11 protein-coding genes are annotated in these 15,339 nt (G+C 66.8%); 2 read left to right on the top strand and 9 right to left on the bottom strand.

From position 1 onward, the window contains the following. Positions 1-93: 93 nt before the first annotated feature. The 9 genes from FB461_RS05990 to FB461_RS11980 form a co-directional block, all read right to left on the bottom strand. Positions 94-780 (bottom strand): hypothetical protein, encoded by a 687-nt coding sequence (locus tag FB461_RS05990; protein ID WP_142119855.1) that lies wholly within the window; start codon positions 778-780, stop codon positions 94-96. Between the two features lie 2 nt (positions 781-782). Beyond that, a complete protein-coding gene (ftsY, locus tag FB461_RS05995) occupies positions 783-1,970 on the bottom strand; it encodes a signal recognition particle-docking protein FtsY (protein WP_142119857.1) in 1,188 nt (395 codons plus the stop codon). A 169-nt stretch (positions 1,971-2,139) separates the two neighbouring features. Beyond that, positions 2,140-5,706 (bottom strand): chromosome segregation protein SMC, encoded by a 3,567-nt coding sequence (gene smc / locus FB461_RS06000; protein WP_211349842.1) that lies wholly within the window; start codon positions 5,704-5,706, stop codon positions 2,140-2,142. A 56-nt stretch (positions 5,707-5,762) separates the two neighbouring features. Continuing rightward, positions 5,763-6,410 carry a hypothetical protein gene (locus FB461_RS06005; protein WP_142119859.1) on the bottom strand — a complete coding sequence of 216 codons (648 nt, stop codon included), beginning with the start codon at positions 6,408-6,410 and terminating at the stop codon, positions 5,763-5,765. 125 nt (positions 6,411-6,535) lie between these two features. Then, on the bottom strand, positions 6,536-6,970 hold the full coding sequence (gene ndk, locus FB461_RS06010) for a nucleoside-diphosphate kinase (RefSeq protein ID WP_142119861.1): 435 nt from the start codon (positions 6,968-6,970) through the stop codon (positions 6,536-6,538). A 148-nt stretch (positions 6,971-7,118) separates the two neighbouring features. After that, positions 7,119-7,568 (bottom strand): DUF4233 domain-containing protein, encoded by a 450-nt coding sequence (locus FB461_RS06015; protein WP_246046040.1) that lies wholly within the window; start codon positions 7,566-7,568, stop codon positions 7,119-7,121. Continuing rightward, positions 7,565-8,953 carry a bifunctional folylpolyglutamate synthase/dihydrofolate synthase gene (locus FB461_RS06020; protein ID WP_425466885.1) on the bottom strand — a complete coding sequence of 463 codons (1,389 nt, stop codon included), beginning with the start codon at positions 8,951-8,953 and terminating at the stop codon, positions 7,565-7,567. The genes FB461_RS06015 and FB461_RS06020 overlap by 4 nt, the downstream gene beginning before the upstream one ends. Then, positions 8,950-12,279, bottom strand: coding sequence for an isoleucine--tRNA ligase (ileS, locus tag FB461_RS06025; RefSeq protein ID WP_142119863.1), 3,330 nt, complete (start codon positions 12,277-12,279; stop codon positions 8,950-8,952). The genes FB461_RS06020 and ileS overlap by 4 nt, the downstream gene beginning before the upstream one ends. A 448-nt stretch (positions 12,280-12,727) precedes the next feature. Further along, on the bottom strand, positions 12,728-12,913 hold the full coding sequence (locus FB461_RS11980) for a DivIVA domain-containing protein (protein ID WP_170222630.1): 186 nt from the start codon (positions 12,911-12,913) through the stop codon (positions 12,728-12,730). 176 nt (positions 12,914-13,089) lie between these two features. Here FB461_RS11980 and FB461_RS06035 point away from each other — a divergent pair, with 176 nt between their 5' ends. Both FB461_RS06035 and proC read left to right on the top strand, forming a co-directional pair. Then, positions 13,090-14,364, top strand: coding sequence for a serpin family protein (locus FB461_RS06035; protein WP_211349843.1), 1,275 nt, complete (start codon positions 13,090-13,092; stop codon positions 14,362-14,364). Positions 14,365-14,514: 150 nt separating this feature from the next. Beyond that, complete coding sequence (gene proC / locus FB461_RS06040; RefSeq protein WP_142119867.1) at positions 14,515-15,327, top strand: pyrroline-5-carboxylate reductase; 813 nt, start codon at positions 14,515-14,517, stop codon at positions 15,325-15,327. Positions 15,328-15,339 lie beyond the last annotated feature (12 nt).

The raw sequence follows: 15,339 nt of genomic DNA on the forward strand, positions 1-15,339 counted from the left end.
CACCCATCGTGCGCGAATATTTCGTTTCTGTATCGCGACGCGTCTGTATGTAAATGCTGTGTTACGCGGCGCGTCCCGCGTGGGCTGGATCGCTCAGAACTGGAGGTTCTTTTCGATCCAGCGCGGTTCGCCATCTACATACGTTGGAATACGGAACGATGCCGTGAACCGAGGAACGACACCGGATTCGAGCTTTTGGCTGAAAATGGAGACAAACTTCGGAACGTCCTGCACTCGCGCCGTCTCCCAGGTCGCGCCAGCCTCATCGCTGGCGATGGACTCAAGGGTCGCGCCGCTGCAGGCACGCACGATGGCAGACGGCCACCCGGCACCCGTGGGAATTCGAGAGACGGAATCACACCCACTCAGCGAGGTGAAGGTGGGAGTCGCCGAGTACACGCCGTCCAGTGCGGGAAGTGATGAGGACACGGACTGTGTGGCCGGCGCCTCCGTATCGTTGGCCTTGTTCGTTTCCCATGTCGACGAAATAGTGACCGAGTAGTAGTCGAAGTCCGGGTCGTCGTCCTTGAGGACGGACGTCGAGGCGCAGAGGGTGACTGTGCCGGTGGGGGCGTCACCGTTTCGCAGGCCCCTCCACCAGCCCGGCTCGGCACCTCGCCACTCGATGGGGTCCTCGCACCGACTGCCAAGGACCGACGCCTCGACGGTATCCGACCTAACCGCGTTCGCTTCGTCGTTTTCACCGGAGTGCGGCCCGCACGCGGTACAGACGAGGCAAGCCGCCGCCATCGCCACCGCGGCGCCCACTCGAGGCAGCACGATCAGGCCTCCCCGAGTAGCCCGTCGACGAATTGCTCAGGATCGAACGGCGCGAGGTCGTCCGACCCTTCGCCCAGTCCCACGAGTTTGACCGGGAGGCCGAGTTCCCGCTGCACGGCGACGACGATCCCGCCCTTGGCGGTGCCGTCGAGCTTTGTGAGGACGATGCCCGTCACACCGGCCACCTCCGTGAACACTCGCGCCTGGGCCAATCCGTTCTGGCCGGTAGTCGCGTCGAGCACCAGAAGTACCTCGCTCAGCGGCGCCTCCTTCTCGATGACACGCGACACCTTGCCCAGTTCGTCCATCAGGCCCGTTTTGTTCTGAAGTCGGCCGGCAGTATCGACGAGCACCACGTCCACGCCCTCGGCCGATCCGCGCTTAACGGCGTCGAACGCCACCGAAGCCGGATCGGCGCCGTCGCGGTCGGATCGCACGGTCTCCACGCCGACCCGGTTGCCCCACGTGGTGAGCTGGTCGGCAGCGGCGGCGCGGAACGTGTCGGCGGCACCGAGCAGGACTTTCTTTTCCTCGGCGACCAGGACTCGCGTCAGCTTGCCGACGGTCGTGGTCTTCCCGGCTCCGTTGACGCCGACCACCAGGACGACGGCTGGCTTCTCAGCGCCGTCCTCGGTGATGTGCTTGGACAGGTTCAGGGTGCGCTCGAGCGTCGGATCGACCAGATCGACTAGCTTGCTACGCAGCAGGGCGCGCACCTGCGCGGGTTCCGCCAGGGCGCGCACGCGCACCTCATTGCGCAGATCTTCCACGAGTTCGATCGCCGGACCGGCACCGATGTCCGCTAGTAGGAGCGTCTCTTCCAGTTCGTCCCAGTCGTCCTCGCTCAGCGAATCGCGCGAGAGCACGGCGAGCAGTTTGACGCCGAGCGGCGAGCCGGACCGCGCGAGCCGTGCCTTAAGCCGCCCGAACCGGCCGAGCACCGGCTCGGGACGTTCCAGCACGGCGACGGCGGAGGACTCGTCCTCAGCCGAGGAACCGGCCGGCGCCTCCGCCTGGCCACCGAACTGGTCGATGCCCGCGGGTTCATGGACGGGAGTCTCCGACGGCTCCGACGGCGGCTCGAAGGGCTTGCCCGGTCGTTTTCGGGAGATGAGCACGATGGAGGCGACGATGGCCACGACCACCAGGACTGCGGCAACTATCACGGCTGGGGAGAACAGATCATTCACGCGCCCTAGTCTGCCACGCGGAGCCCGGCTCGCCTGCCGTAGCCGTCAGGATCCGCGAGACGAGGGAACACCGGTTGTGGCTGCTGAGTGCGCCCTATATCGGGTGCTCGATGGCCCTATCCGGTGTTTTCTCGAGGGCGGGCTCGGGGAGGTCGACTAGCGTCGGCCGTCAGGCGTCGGCCGTCAGGCGCTGGGAGATGACGGTCGTCACGCCGTCGCCGCGCATGGTCACGCCGTAAAGGGCGTCGGCGATCTCCATCGTGCGCTTCTGGTGCGTGATGACGATGAGTTGCGAGTCGGTCTGAAGTTCCTTGAATATCTCCAGGAGCCGCCCCAGATTGACGTCATCGAGCGCCGCCTCGACCTCGTCCATCACGTAGAACGGGCTTGGCCTGGCCTTGAAGATCGCGACCAACATGGCGACGGCCGCGAGCGAGCGTTCGCCGCCGGAGAGCAGCGACAGTCGTTTGACCTTCTTGCCCGCTGGACGCGCCTCCACCTCCACGCCCGTGTTCAGCATGTCGGCGGGGTCGGTCAGGACGAGCCGCCCCTCACCACCCGGGAAGAGTCGGGCAAAAACCCGCTCGAACTGCTGCTCCGTGTCGGCGAAAGCCTCGGCGAAGACCTTCTCGACGCGCTCGTCCACCTCATGGACGATGTGCAGCAGGTCCTGGCGCGATCGCTTGATGTCGGCCAACTGCTCCGTGAGGAATCGGTGGCGTTCCTCGAGCGCAGCGTGCTCCTCCATCGCGAGCGGGTTGATCTTGCCGAGCAGGGACATGGCACGTTGGGCGGCGCGCAGCCGCTTCTCCTGCTCCGCGCGCACGTAGGGAATCAGCCGCGGCTCGGGCTCGCCGCCGTCCTCGTCCGACTCGTCGGGCTCGTCGACGACGGGGACCCCCTGGTGGGGGCCGTACTCCTCCACGAGAACGTCTGGATCGATGCCCAGCTCGTCGGCGGCGCGCTGGCGGACCTGTTCGAGCCTGGCCTCGTGCTGAGCCTGTGCGAGTGCCTCGCGGTGCGCAGCATCGAGAAGTTTCGCTGCCTCCGCTCGAAGCTCTTCCCTCTTGTCCCGCGCTCGCGTGGCCTCGCGTTCGAGTTCGCGGCGCTGGGCGTTCGTCTCATCTCGATGGGCCGCCGCCTGCTGCAGCGATGCCTCCAGCCGGGTGAGCGCCGTATCGATTCCCGTCACGACATCCGCTGCGCGTTCGATGCCCTGCTTGCGATTTTCCTCGGCCTGCGCGGCCTCGCGCCTGCGCTGGCGCTCCTGATCGGCGGTGCGCGTAAGCGCCTCCGCTTTGCCTGCCAGCGCTCGCGCCCGCTCCTGGGCGGTACGCAGCACGAGTTTGGCGTCGGTTTCTGCGCCCCGGGCACGCTTTGCGGTTTCCTCGAATGCGCTCAGTTCCTGGACGAGTTCTTCGACGCGCCCTTGCGATTCCGCCGGATCCTGCTGGGCGGCATCGTATCGCTGAACCGCCTCGGCGAGGTCGGCCCGCATGGTCTCCATACCCGATTCACGTTCGGCGCGGCTGGCGGTCAGCCGCTCGATGTTCGCCTGCGCTCGGCGCATCTCCTCGCCGATGCGCGCGAGTTTGGCTGCGACCGCAGAAATCTTGGCGTCCGAATCGTGCAGCCGCATGAGCGCCGCATCGTGTTCCGCCTGCGCCGATGCCACCTCCGACTGCACATCCGACTCCCGCCGCGTGAGTTCGGCCAGGGTGGCGCGCACCGTCTCAAGGTCGCGCGCCGTGTCGTCGTAGTCTGCCTGAAGTTGCAGGACCGACGGCGAGGAACTCGACCCGCCCCAGCCGTGCGCTGGTCCTAGCAGGTCGCCCGCCGTCGTCGCCACCCGCAGTTGCGGGAACCGGCCTCGCAGCGCGCGGGCCGTGGCGAGATCGGGGGCGACGATCACGTCTCCCAGCAGTGCCGTGAGTGCCGGCGTGATCGCGGCCGAGGTTGAGATGACATCGAGCGCACGACGCACGCCGTCGCCCGTCGCGGCTGGCACGACGACGGACTCGTCTCCCACTGCGCAGATGACTATCGCGGCGCGTCCAGCATCGTTCTCGTGAAGCCAGTGCAACGCCGCGGTTGCCGACTCGTCGTCCGCCACCACGACAGCGTTGGCGTAGGGCCCAAGCGCAGCGTCGATCGCCTCCTCGAACCCGTGCTCCACCACGATGGCCGCGGCCAGTGATCCCTGCACGTTGGCCGGTTGATCGGCAAGGAGGGCGCCGACACCGTCCTTCCTGGTGAGCGCGAGGTCCAGGGCCTCTAGCCGGGCGCTGCGAGTGGCGATCTCGCCGCTCGCACGCTGGATCGAGTCGGCGAGATCCCTGCTCGAAGACTGCACTTGCTCGAGGCGATCGCGCGCCGCCTCGAATGCCGCATCCAGGTCGATCTCGCCCGCCTCGACGTCCGCGACCTCCATCTCGATGGAGCGGTAACTGCGCTCCGCCTCCGCGACTTCCGCGGTGAGCCGGGCGATCTCCGCATCCAAGCGGGCGATCTCCAGTTCACTCGCCTCGAGCTTGCCACGGCTGGTCTCGACCCGACCGGCGAGGCGCGCCATGCCCTCCCGACGGTCAGCGATTGCCCGCTGTAGCTCGCGTGCCTCATCGGCGCTCTCACGCGCCTTCGCCTCCGCGATCTCCCTTGCCTGGGTCATCGCGGCGAGCGATGTCGCCGCCGCCTCCACCTCGGCTGCCAACTCGGCCTCGGCGACGCGCGTCCGCTCGGCCTGGGCGAGTAGTTCCTCCGGGTCGGCGCCGAACTGGGCAGTCCGCACCTCGCTGAGCAATTGGACGCGCTGGGTAGCCAACGCGCGCAGCGAGCGCAAGCGTTCTCGCAGTGATGACAACCGGTACCAGGTCTCCGCCGCCCGATCCGCGGCCGGGCTGGCGTCGGCGATCCGATGCTGCGCGAAGGCCACCTGCGCGTCGGCCCGTTTGATCTCAGTTTCGAGTTCCGCCTGCTTCGCCTCGATCTGGCTGAGGTCCGCGGCCTCCTGCTCGTGTCGAGCGATGGCCTGCGCCAGATCGTCCGCAAGCAGGCGGGCGCTGGCGTCGCGCACCTCGGCCTGGATCACCGAAGCTCGCCGAGCGACCTGCGCCTGCTTGGCGAGCGGACCGAGTTGTCGCCGGATCTCCGCCGTGAGGTCCTGGAGGCGGGTGAGATTTGTCGCCATCCCTTCGAGCTTGCGCAGCGCCTTCTCCTTGCGACGCCGGTGCTTGAGGACGCCCGATGCCTCCTCGATGAACCCGCGGCGTTCCTCCGGGGTCGCGCGTAGCACCGCATCGAGCTGGCCCTGCCCGACGATGACGTGCATCTGGCGGCCCATGCCAGTGTCGGAGAGGAGTTCCTGCACGTCCAGGAGCCGGCACGGCGATCCATTGATCGCGTATTCGGAGCCGCCACTGCGGAACAGCGTGCGCGAGATGGTGACCTCGGCGTAGTCGATCGGCAGCGCCCCGTCGGCGTTGTCGATCGTGAGTGACACCTCAGCGCGGCCGAGCGGGGCTCGGCCCGATGTTCCGGCGAAGATGACGTCCTCCATCTTGCCGCCTCGTAGAGTCTTAGCCCCCTGCTCCCCCATCACCCACGCGAGAGCGTCGACGACGTTCGACTTTCCCGAACCGTTTGGGCCGACGACGCAGGTGACGCCGGGCTCGAGTTGCAGGGTCGTCGCTGACGCGAACGACTTGAAGCCGCGCAGGGTCAGCGTCTTGAGGTACACCCCAAAAGACTAACCGGGACGCCGCGGGATGTGGACGATATCGAGCCGAATGGCGCTTACTTCTTCGTGGTCGCCGACTTGCCCTTGCTGTTCACGTATCCCGCTCGGGGGTAGAAGCACTTACCCGCGTTCTTGCCAACGTATGGGGTGACGTTCAGCTTTTCGGTCGACGAGAAGCGAGTCTCGGTCTCGGAAACGGTGACCTTGTAGGTCTGCGACTTCTTGCCAATGGGGTTGATAAGTGCGTACCGGGTAACGACCCCACCCGGGTTCTTGGCGGTCGTCTGTACCGATATCGTGAGTTTCTTGGCGAAGACGGCAATCGGCTTGAGGGACGAGTACAACGGACCCGCCTTCGACTGCCCGTAGCACTCCACGAAGAAGACCGTCTTCTTAGGTAGCGTGTAGGTGTTTCCGCCGATCTTGACCCTGGATTTCTTCACCGCCACGTACGTCTCCACGTAGAAGCCCGACTTGGTCTTGGACTTCTTGAACGTCTCGCCCTTGGTGTAGAACTGCTTGGCCAGTTCGGCGACCTGCGCGTATTCGGTGACGTCCTGGCCGAACCGGGCGATCTTGCCCGCCGTCACCTTGCCCGTTCTGTCGCATTCCTTCAATTTGGCGTTCGCCCCAGCGGCCCCGGGGCCGACGAGGGTCACTGTGGCGAGCAGTCCGGCAATGACCGCTCCGATGACCTTCCGCATACTGACCTCTCCGCCCTATCCAGGACGAGCCGCTCGCGCGGCTCGTCCATCCATCTTGGCGCGAGAAAGGCGCTGCCCAATAGCGCCATCTACCCCAGTTTCGGCTTCGAAACCCCAGTTCGCGGTCAGCGAACCAGGAAGGGGAACCAGATGGAGATCTCACGCTCGGCCGATTCGACCGAATCCGAACCGTGAACGATGTTCTGCTGCACCGGGGCATCCCACGTGCGTCCGAGGTCGCCCCGGATCGTCCCCGGAGCCGCCGTGGTCGGGTCGGTCGTCCCCGCGAGCGACCGGAATCCCTCGATGACGCGCTCGCCGCTGGCGACAACGGCGAGCACCGGGCCGGAACTCATGAAGTCGACGAGCGGCGCGAAGAAGGGACGGTTAGCGTGCTCCGCGTAGTGCAGTTCGAGCAGGTCTCGCGGTGCGCGACGCAGTTCGACGGCCTCAAGGACGTAACCCTTCGCCTCAATACGGCGCAGGACCTCACCAGCGAGGCCTCGCGCGACGCCGTCGGGCTTGACGAGAATGAGCGTGCGTTCAGTTGTGACAGTCATGGTGATAAGCCTAATAGGCGTGCGGGTGCCCGAGTCCGCCAATCGAGGGCCTCATCGTGGCGCGGGCCACCCGAGAACCTTTTGGGGAAGGAAAACGTGCCCGCCGAGCACATCAACGCGGCCCTGACCGGCATGGGCATCGGGCCAGTCAGACGTTCGGGGCCGTATCCGGGTTGGCCGCGTCGTAGGCCGCTCGTTCTCGATCGATCCTGCCGCCCACCCACAGCGAGAGTATCCAGATGACCGTGAAAACGATGCCGAGCACGACCATCATCGGCACGACAAGCGCGCTGAGCAGGATCGGAACCTGCACTGCCGAACCGGCGATATCCCCCGTCGACGTCCCCGCGTAGCGCGAGATGAGGATCAGTATCAGCACCAGCGCGCCGCCCGCGATCCACACGCGCGCGGCCGTGGGCGGATCGCCCTGCCAGACGCTCGGAACGCTGCGCAGGGTGTTGACGACGAGTGTCGCGAACAGGATGACGAACGCCTCGAGAATGAGCGTGGCCTGGGCGAACTGCATTTTCGCGCTGCGCTTCGCCCTGATCCGGTCGCCCGGGCGTGGCACCGGGTTCTTCGGCCTGTTCTCGCTCACGGCGCGGTCTCCTTCGGCTCGTCGCGACCGAACAACGTGCGGCCGTGCGCCGCGAGCACGACCGAGCCCGTCACGACGACCCCGGTGGTAAGCGGAGAGGACTCGTCCGAACCCGACTCCGCGAGCGCGGCGGCCGCCTCGATGGCGTCGGGCAGGTTCTCGGCCCGGTAGACGCGGTCCTCGCCGAACACGTCGAGGGCGATCTCTGCGAGGTCATCGACCTCGTAGGCACGCTCGGTGGGCATCGTCGTGACGACGACGGCCTCGATCTCGGGTTCGAGGACCGACAGGAAGCTCTCCGCATCCTTGTCGGCCATCATGGCAACGACCGCCACGACGCGTTGCAGGGCGAAGGCCTCGGCCAGCGCGGCCACTAGGGCTTCGCCTCCGGCGGGGTTGTGCGCGGCATCCACGATGACGGTCGGGGACGTGGACACGACCTCTAGGCGCCCCGGCGAGGTGACCTCTGCGAACCCCTCTTGGACCACGTCGCCCGTGAGCGAGCGGCCTCCGCCGAGCAGGGCTTCTGCCGCGGTCAAAGCGAGTAGCGCGTTGTGCGCCTGATACTCGCCGTGCAGCGGGATCAGCAGATCCTCGTAGGTGGCGGCTGGCGTCTGCAGCGTGACCATCTGGCCACCGACGGCGACCTTCCGGTCGAGCACGCGAAGGTCCGCACCCTCGCGGACAACCACGGCGCCGACCTCGGAAGCGCGATCGGCGATCAGCGCGGCCGCAGCCTCCGGCTGTCGCGCGCTCACGACCGTCGCTCCGGCGTGGATGATTCCCGACTTCTCGAACGCGATCTCGTCGATCGTGGAGCCGAGCCAGCGCGTGTGGTCGATGGCGATGGGGGTCAGCACCGCCACCTCCGCCTCGATCACGTTAGTTGAGTCCCAGCGCCCCCCGAGCCCGACCTCAACGATTGCTACGTCCACGGGCGCATCGGCAAACGCGGCGTAGGCCATCACCGTGAGGACCTCGAAGAAGCTGAGCCGTGGCCCGCCGTTCTCCTGCGATCGGCCGTCGATCATCTCGACGTACGGGATCACGTCGTCATAGGTATCGATGAACCGCTCGGGGCTGATCGGCTCGCCGTCGATGGCGATGCGCTCCGTGACGCTCGACAGATGAGGCGACGTGAAACGTCCCGTGCGCAGGCCGTGCGCCCGGATGAGCGCCTCCGCCATGCGAGCGGTCGATGTCTTGCCGTTCGTGCCCGTGATGTGAATGGCCTTGTACGCCAGGTGCGGGTTGCCGAGCAGATCGAGGACGTCCCGGACGCGATCCAGCGTCGGGTCGATGTCGTGTTCCGGTGCGCGCGAGAGAATCGCGGCATAGACCTCCGCCAGGCGTTCGCGCACGTGCGGCTCCATTGGCTGGCTCACGAGCCCGCCTTGACCACGCCTGCGGCAATCGCGTCGCCGTCGACCGGCATGACATCGATGGCCGTCGCGAGGGTCTCGGCCGCGATCAGGTCCTTGTGGGTGTGCACGGCGTCGGCCTGGTCACGAGGAACCTCGAGCGTGAGAACAATGCGATCGGCCACATCGAGGCCGGCGTTCTTGCGCGCCTCCTGCACCTCGCGGATGACGTCTCGGGCGAAGCCCTCGGCGCGCAGAACGTCGGTCAACTCGATATCGAGCACCAGGAATCCGCCGGCCGGCAGCACGGCCGCGGCGCGCGTCTGCTCGCCATCGCCGTCGCCGAACTCGACCACCGTCTCGAGTTGATACTCGGGTGCCTCAAGCGGCACTGGCCCGCCCTCGGTGTCGATCACGACCGCACCGGCCTCATCGAGGTGCCAGTTACCGGACTTCGATTCCTTGATCACGGCCTGCACGCCGCGGCCCAGGCGCGGCCCGGCGGCGCGCGCATTGACCGTGAGGCGCTGCGAGATGCCGTACTCCCGTTCGGCTTCCGCGGTGTGCTCCGTCAGGACGATGTCCTTCACGTTGAGCTCCGTACGCAGCAGCGCGACATAGGGCTCAAGGCGGTCCGCATCGTCGACGCACACGGCGAGCGCGGCCAGTGGTTGGCGCACGCGCAGCCCGTGCGCCTTGCGCAGGGAGAGCGTGGACGAGGTGATCGCGCGAACCTCGTCCATGACGCGGACGAGTTCATCGTCACCCACCAGGATGCCACCCAACTCGCCGTCGAGGTCCGGCCAGTCCGTGAGGTGGACGCTGCGCTCGCCGGTCAGGCCGCGCCACACCTCCTCGGTGATCAGCGGTGCGAGCGGGGAGATGACGCGAGTCAATGTCTCCAGCACGGTGAAGAGCACGTCGAATGCGGCGGTGTCCTCGTCCCAGAAGCGCGTGCGCTGCGTGCGGACGTACCAGTTGGTCAGGACGTCTACGAAGTCGCGCGCTGCCTCGCAGGCGGCGGGAACGTCGAACTCGTCCAGGCTGGCCTGTACCTGCTCCACGAGGGTGCGGGTGCGTGCCAGGAGGTAGCGGTCGATCGCGGGCAGGCTGGCGACCTCCGCCGCGTCCAGGCGCTTCGCCTGATATCCGGCGCCGTCGCCAGTCGAGTTCGCCGCATTGCGGTATTCGATCGGGTCAGTTACGCGCTTGTTTTGCCCGCCTGCCGCGTTCGCGTAGAGGGTGAAGAAGTAATACGTGGACCACAGGGGAAGCAGCACCTGGCGAGTTGCCTCGCGGATGCCCTCCTCCGTGACGATGAGGTTCCCTCCGCGCAGGATGGAACTCGACATGAGGAACCAGCGCATCGAATCGGCGCCGTCGCGGTCGAACACCTCGCGCACGTCGGGATAGTTGCGCAGCGACTTGCTCATCTTGCGGCCGTCGTTCCCGAGCACGATCCCGTGCGAGACGCACGAGCGGAAGGCGGGGCGGTCGAACAGCGCCGTGGCGAGCACGTGCAGCAGGTAGAACCAGCCGCGGGTCTGCCCGATGTACTCCACGATGAAGTCGCCCGGGTAGTGGTCCTCGAACCACTCGCGGTTCTGAAAAGGGTAGTGGACCTGGGCGAACGGCATCGAGCCGGAGTCGAACCAGACGTCTAGCACGTCCGTGATGCGGCGCATGGTGGACTGGCCGGTCGGGTCGTCCGGGTTCGGGCGGGTCAGTTCGTCGATGAAGGGTCGGTGCAGGTCGACCTCGCCCTCGTGATTGCGGGGCAACCGGCCGAAGTCGGCCTCGATCTCGGCGAGCGAGCCGTAGACGTCAGTGCGTGGGTAGTCGGGGTTGTCCGAGACCCACACCGGGATCGGCGAACCCCAGTAGCGGTTGCGCGAGATCGACCAGTCGCGGGCGTTCTCGAGCCACTTGCCGAACTGGCCGTCCTTGACGTTGTCCGGGGTCCAGTCGATCTGCTGGTTGAGCTCGACCATCCGGTCGCGGAACGTGGTCACGGCCACGAACCAACTGGTCACGGCCTTGTAGATGAGCGGCTTGCGGCATCGCCAGCAGTGCGGGTACGAGTGCTCGTACGAGGCCTGGCGCACCAGCACGGCGCGGTCGGTCTCGGGACGCCGTGCCAGCGGCCCGGAGCCGTCGCGCAGGTCGGTGATGATCGGCTTGTTGGCGTCGAACACCTGCAAGCCCGCGTAGTCGGGAACCTCAGAGGTGAACACGGCCCGGTCGTCCACCGGCAGCACGGTGCGGATACCGGCCTCTCGGCACACGGCCATGTCGTCCTCACCGAAGGCGGGGGCCAGGTGGACAAGCCCTGTGCCGTCCTCGGTGGTGACGAAGTCCGCCGCGAGGATGTGGAAGGCCGCCGCGCCGGGCGCCTCGTCCTCACCACGATTGGCAAAGTAGTCGAAGATCGGCGCGTAGCGCCGGCCGGCCAGGTCCTTGCCCGCGAATTCGGCGACGACCTGCGGCGCCTCCCCCAGCTCGCGGGCGTAGGACCCGACGAGAGCCTTGGCGAGGATGACGCGCTCACCGGCCAGCGGGCCGTCCGCCGGGGCGACTGTGACGTAGTCGATCTCCGGGCCGACCGCGATCGCCAGGTTGGACGGGAGCGTCCACGGCGTGGTGGTCCAGATCAGGGCGAGTTCGCCGCTGTCCAGGCGCACGCCCACGGTCGCGGTGTTGTCCTGCCGGTTCTGGTAGACGTCGTCGTCCATGCGAAGCTCGTGGTTCGACAGCGGCGTCTGATCGTTCCAGCAGTAGGGCAGCACGCGGTAGCCCTCGTAGGCGAGGCCCTTGTCGTAGAGCTGCTTGAAGGCCCAGAGCACCGATTCCATGTAGGTGACGTCAAGGGTCTTGTAGTCGTTGTCGAAGTCGACCCAGCGGGCCTGCCGCGTGACGTAGTCCTGCCATTCGCGGGTGTACTTGAGAACGGAGGACCGGCAGGCCTCGTTGAAGCGGTCGATGCCGACGCGCTCGATGTCGGCCTTGCCCTGGATGCCGAGTTCGCGCTCGGCCTCGAGTTCGGCGGGCAGGCCGTGAGTGTCCCAGCCGAACCGGCGCTCGACGCGCTTGCCGCGGAGCGTCTGGTAGCGCGGGATCACGTCCTTGGCGTAGCCGGTAAGGAGGTGGCCGTAGTGAGGCAGTCCGTTCGCGAACGGCGGGCCGTCGTAGAACACGAACTCGTTGGAGCCGTTCTCGCCCGCGGGCCGCTGGGCGATGGACTGCGCGAACGTGCCGTCCTGCTCCCAGTAGGCGAGGATCTGCTCCTCGATGGCGGGGAAACGCGGGGACGCCGGTACGGATTCCTCGGCGCGGTGGCGGGGGTAGGCCATGTCTCTCCTGGTCCTGAGTGTCGCGGTCGGCGCGATCGGTTGACGAACGACGCTACGAGGACGAGCGCCCGGGTCTCCCCGTGGCCCGCGGTACCACCCCGCTTGCCGCGTCTTCTTCCGTCCGGATTTTTTGGACGAGTTCTTCGCGGCCACTCATTGCCAGGCTGTCACGGGCCCGCCCGTCCGGTTCTACTAGGCCGCCCGCGTGGCCACGAGGCAATGGACTGCTGAGCGTCAACTGCGCTGGCACGCGGGGGCCGTTCTTCCGGAGACTCACCGGTGATTGCCGGGTCGATGTCTCTAACCGACCATATTACTCGACCGGAATGCTCAATCGCGTTGCTGTGCCGCAGAGACCCTCGAGGGTGCCATATCGCGCATCGATACGGGCGTCGCGCGGACACTTGCTCACGCGGCGGGCAATCCTCGCCAGCGAGATTCACGGGGACTACGGAGACCAGCTCGTACCCGACGACCAGCTAGTGCCCGGCTGTGATGTATTGCCGGACTGCCAGCTGGCTTCAAGGGCAGCGATAACCTCGGCAAAGGAAGCATCGACCTGCGCTACGTCGTAGAGCGACCCACGCTTGGCCTTCTTGAACCGTGTGGCACGGACATCATCGGCGGTGAGCACGGGGATCCTTTCGAAGCAGGCAATCAGTATCGCGTCGAAAGCTCGCCAGCCGTTGGGCAGCGAACACCACCCTGCACGGAGACGCCCGGCGGGGTAGCGTTGGAGGCGTGCATCCACAGTCTAGTAGTCGCCGTAACGTTCGGCCGAACTCGTCCAACGCCATACGCACACTGGCCGTGGGCGCAATCATTCCGATGCTGATCGGCCTCGCCGCGTGCGGGGGCGGACCGGATGCGGATATGGTGCGCGCCGAGGGCGTGTCGATGCGGGTCGTCTCCCCGGCCGACGCTAGCGCGCTCGGCGATATCGTGAACGCCTCCCGGGCGGTTGGAACCACAGTGTTGAGCGGGGCCGACAGGGAGAACAACGTTGTCGTCTCGCCAGCCAGCCTCGCCTCCGCGCTGGCCATGCTGACCGAGGGCGCACAAGGCGCAACCCTGTCGGACTTGGAGGCGGCGCTCGGCGCAACCGGCGAGGACCGCCGGGACGCGTTTGCGGCGCTTCGGGCCGTGATCGGTGAATTCGACGGTGATCCGAGCGATGCCACTGGCGACGAACTGCCCGAGAATGCGCTGATACACCTGGCGAATCGGTTGGTCGTCCACGACGACTTCGAGGTCAGGGACGAGTTCCTCCGGGCTCTTGCCGATGGTTTCGGCACGGGGGTGCAGCGGGCCGACCTTACGTCGGCGGCAAGCAAGAAAGTGCTCGACGAGTGGGTGAAGCACCACACGGGTGGTCTTATCTCCAAGTCGGCCATCGAACCGAATGCGGATCTTCGGCTAGTCATTCAGGATGCCGTGCTGTTCGCCGCCCGCTGGGCCACGCCTTTCGAATCGGCGGGAACAGTGGATCTGCCATTCACCCTGGGAACCGGCGGCAGCGTGGCGGTTCCTACGATGTCGATCCACGATGAGCCGTTCGCCTACGCGGACCTAACTGACGGCTGGGTAGCGGTGCGTCTCCCCTACACGTCCGGCGCGGTGGCCGATGTTCTGCTTCCCCCAGCGGGCACCGACCCGGCCGAGGCGAGCCCTGAGCTTCTTGCCGAGGCGGCGCAGAAACTGGGGGCGGCTCAGCCTGCACCAGCGAGCGTGTGGCTGCCGACCATTGATTTCAAGGACAAGATCGATCTGATTCAGGGTGGCGCGATTGGCGGCCTCGGCATCGGATCGATCCTGTGCGGTAACCCCGACGTGGATCTTTCCGGTATTGCGCTGAGCCCCGGCGACTTGTGCGTGCAGCAAGCCGCGCAGCAAGTGGTGCTTCGCGTGAACGAGGCAGGAACGATAGCCGCAGCGGTAACCGAATTGGGTGTGTTCGCGGGAAGTGCCCCTATGGAGGCCCCCCAAGTCAGGGAGATCCGGTTCGACCGCCCCTTCCTGTTCACCATCAACCACGACAGCACGGGCTGGCCGCTGTTCTACGCCGCTATCCGCGACCCCCGCTAGGCGAACCGGCGCCGGCGCCAAGGGGTGGGGCGCACCACGCTGATACGGAAACCGCGCCTCGCCCAAGTCGGTCAAAGCATCGCCGGGGCGGCCGGCGCAGGTCGCGCCATAGCCACCAGTCCGCGCATGGGCGACGGTAACGTAGTCCCTATGACAACCGTGGGATTCATTGGCACCGGCAACATGGCGAGCGCGATCGTGAAGGGAATCGTCGCGGATGGCATCGTTGCCGCCGCTGACGTGCTGCTCGTTGACCGCAGCCGCGACAAGGCAGTCGCGCTGGCCGAGTCAGTGGGCGGCGCCCAGGTGCTGGACAGTGCCGCCGAGATCGCTCAGCGAGCCGACCTTACGGTGATCGCCGTCAAGCCGAATGTCGTCGCCAGCGTCCTGCCCGAACTCGGTACCATCGTCGCCGAGCGCGGCAGCGCGATCGTGTCGATCGCGGCGGGCCTCACACTCGCCCGGCTCACCGAGTTGGCGGGTGCCGATGCCGCGATTGTCAGGGTGATGCCGAACGTGAACGCGACCGTCGGCGCCTCGATGTCGGCCCTGACCGGCAACGAATTCGTGACCGAAGCCCAGCGCTCGGCAGCGCTCGACGTGTTCGGGGCCGTGGGTCGCGTGATCGAACTAGATGAGAAGCAGTTCTCCGCGTTCACGGCGATCGCCGGCTCCTCCCCCGCGTTCACCTTTGTCTACATCGATGCGCTCGCTCGAGCGGCCGTAGCGGCTGGAATGCCTAAGGCCGTGGCGACGGAAGCCGCCGCCCAGGCCGTGCTCGGCAGCGCCAAACTACTGCTCGAATCCGGCACTCACCCCTGGGAGTTGGCCGACATAGTCTCATCCCCCGGCGGCACCACCGTAGCGGGCTTGCTCAAACTGGAGGACGAGGGCTTCTTCGCCGCCGTCGTGGCCGGAGTGAAGGCGACCATCGACCGCGATCAGGAACTCGGCAAGGCCTGAGCCGACGTCGCG

It is taken from the genome of Rarobacter faecitabidus (assembly GCF_006716265.1).
Classification (GTDB): domain Bacteria; phylum Actinomycetota; class Actinomycetes; order Actinomycetales; family Cellulomonadaceae; genus Rarobacter; species Rarobacter faecitabidus.

What these genes read in the sequence shown, in the direction of transcription:
- ndk (WP_142119861.1), bottom strand. Translation starts at nt 6,970, where the DNA reads ATGACTGTCACAACTGAACGCACGCTCATTCTCGTCAAGCCCGACGGC.
- ileS (WP_142119863.1), bottom strand. Translation starts at nt 12,279, where the DNA reads ATGGCCTACCCCCGCCACCGCGCCGAGGAATCCGTACCGGCGTCCCCG.
- FB461_RS06005 (WP_142119859.1), bottom strand. Translation starts at nt 6,410, where the DNA reads ATGCGGAAGGTCATCGGAGCGGTCATTGCCGGACTGCTCGCCACAGTG.
- proC (WP_142119867.1), top strand. Translation starts at nt 14,515, where the DNA reads ATGACAACCGTGGGATTCATTGGCACCGGCAACATGGCGAGCGCGATC.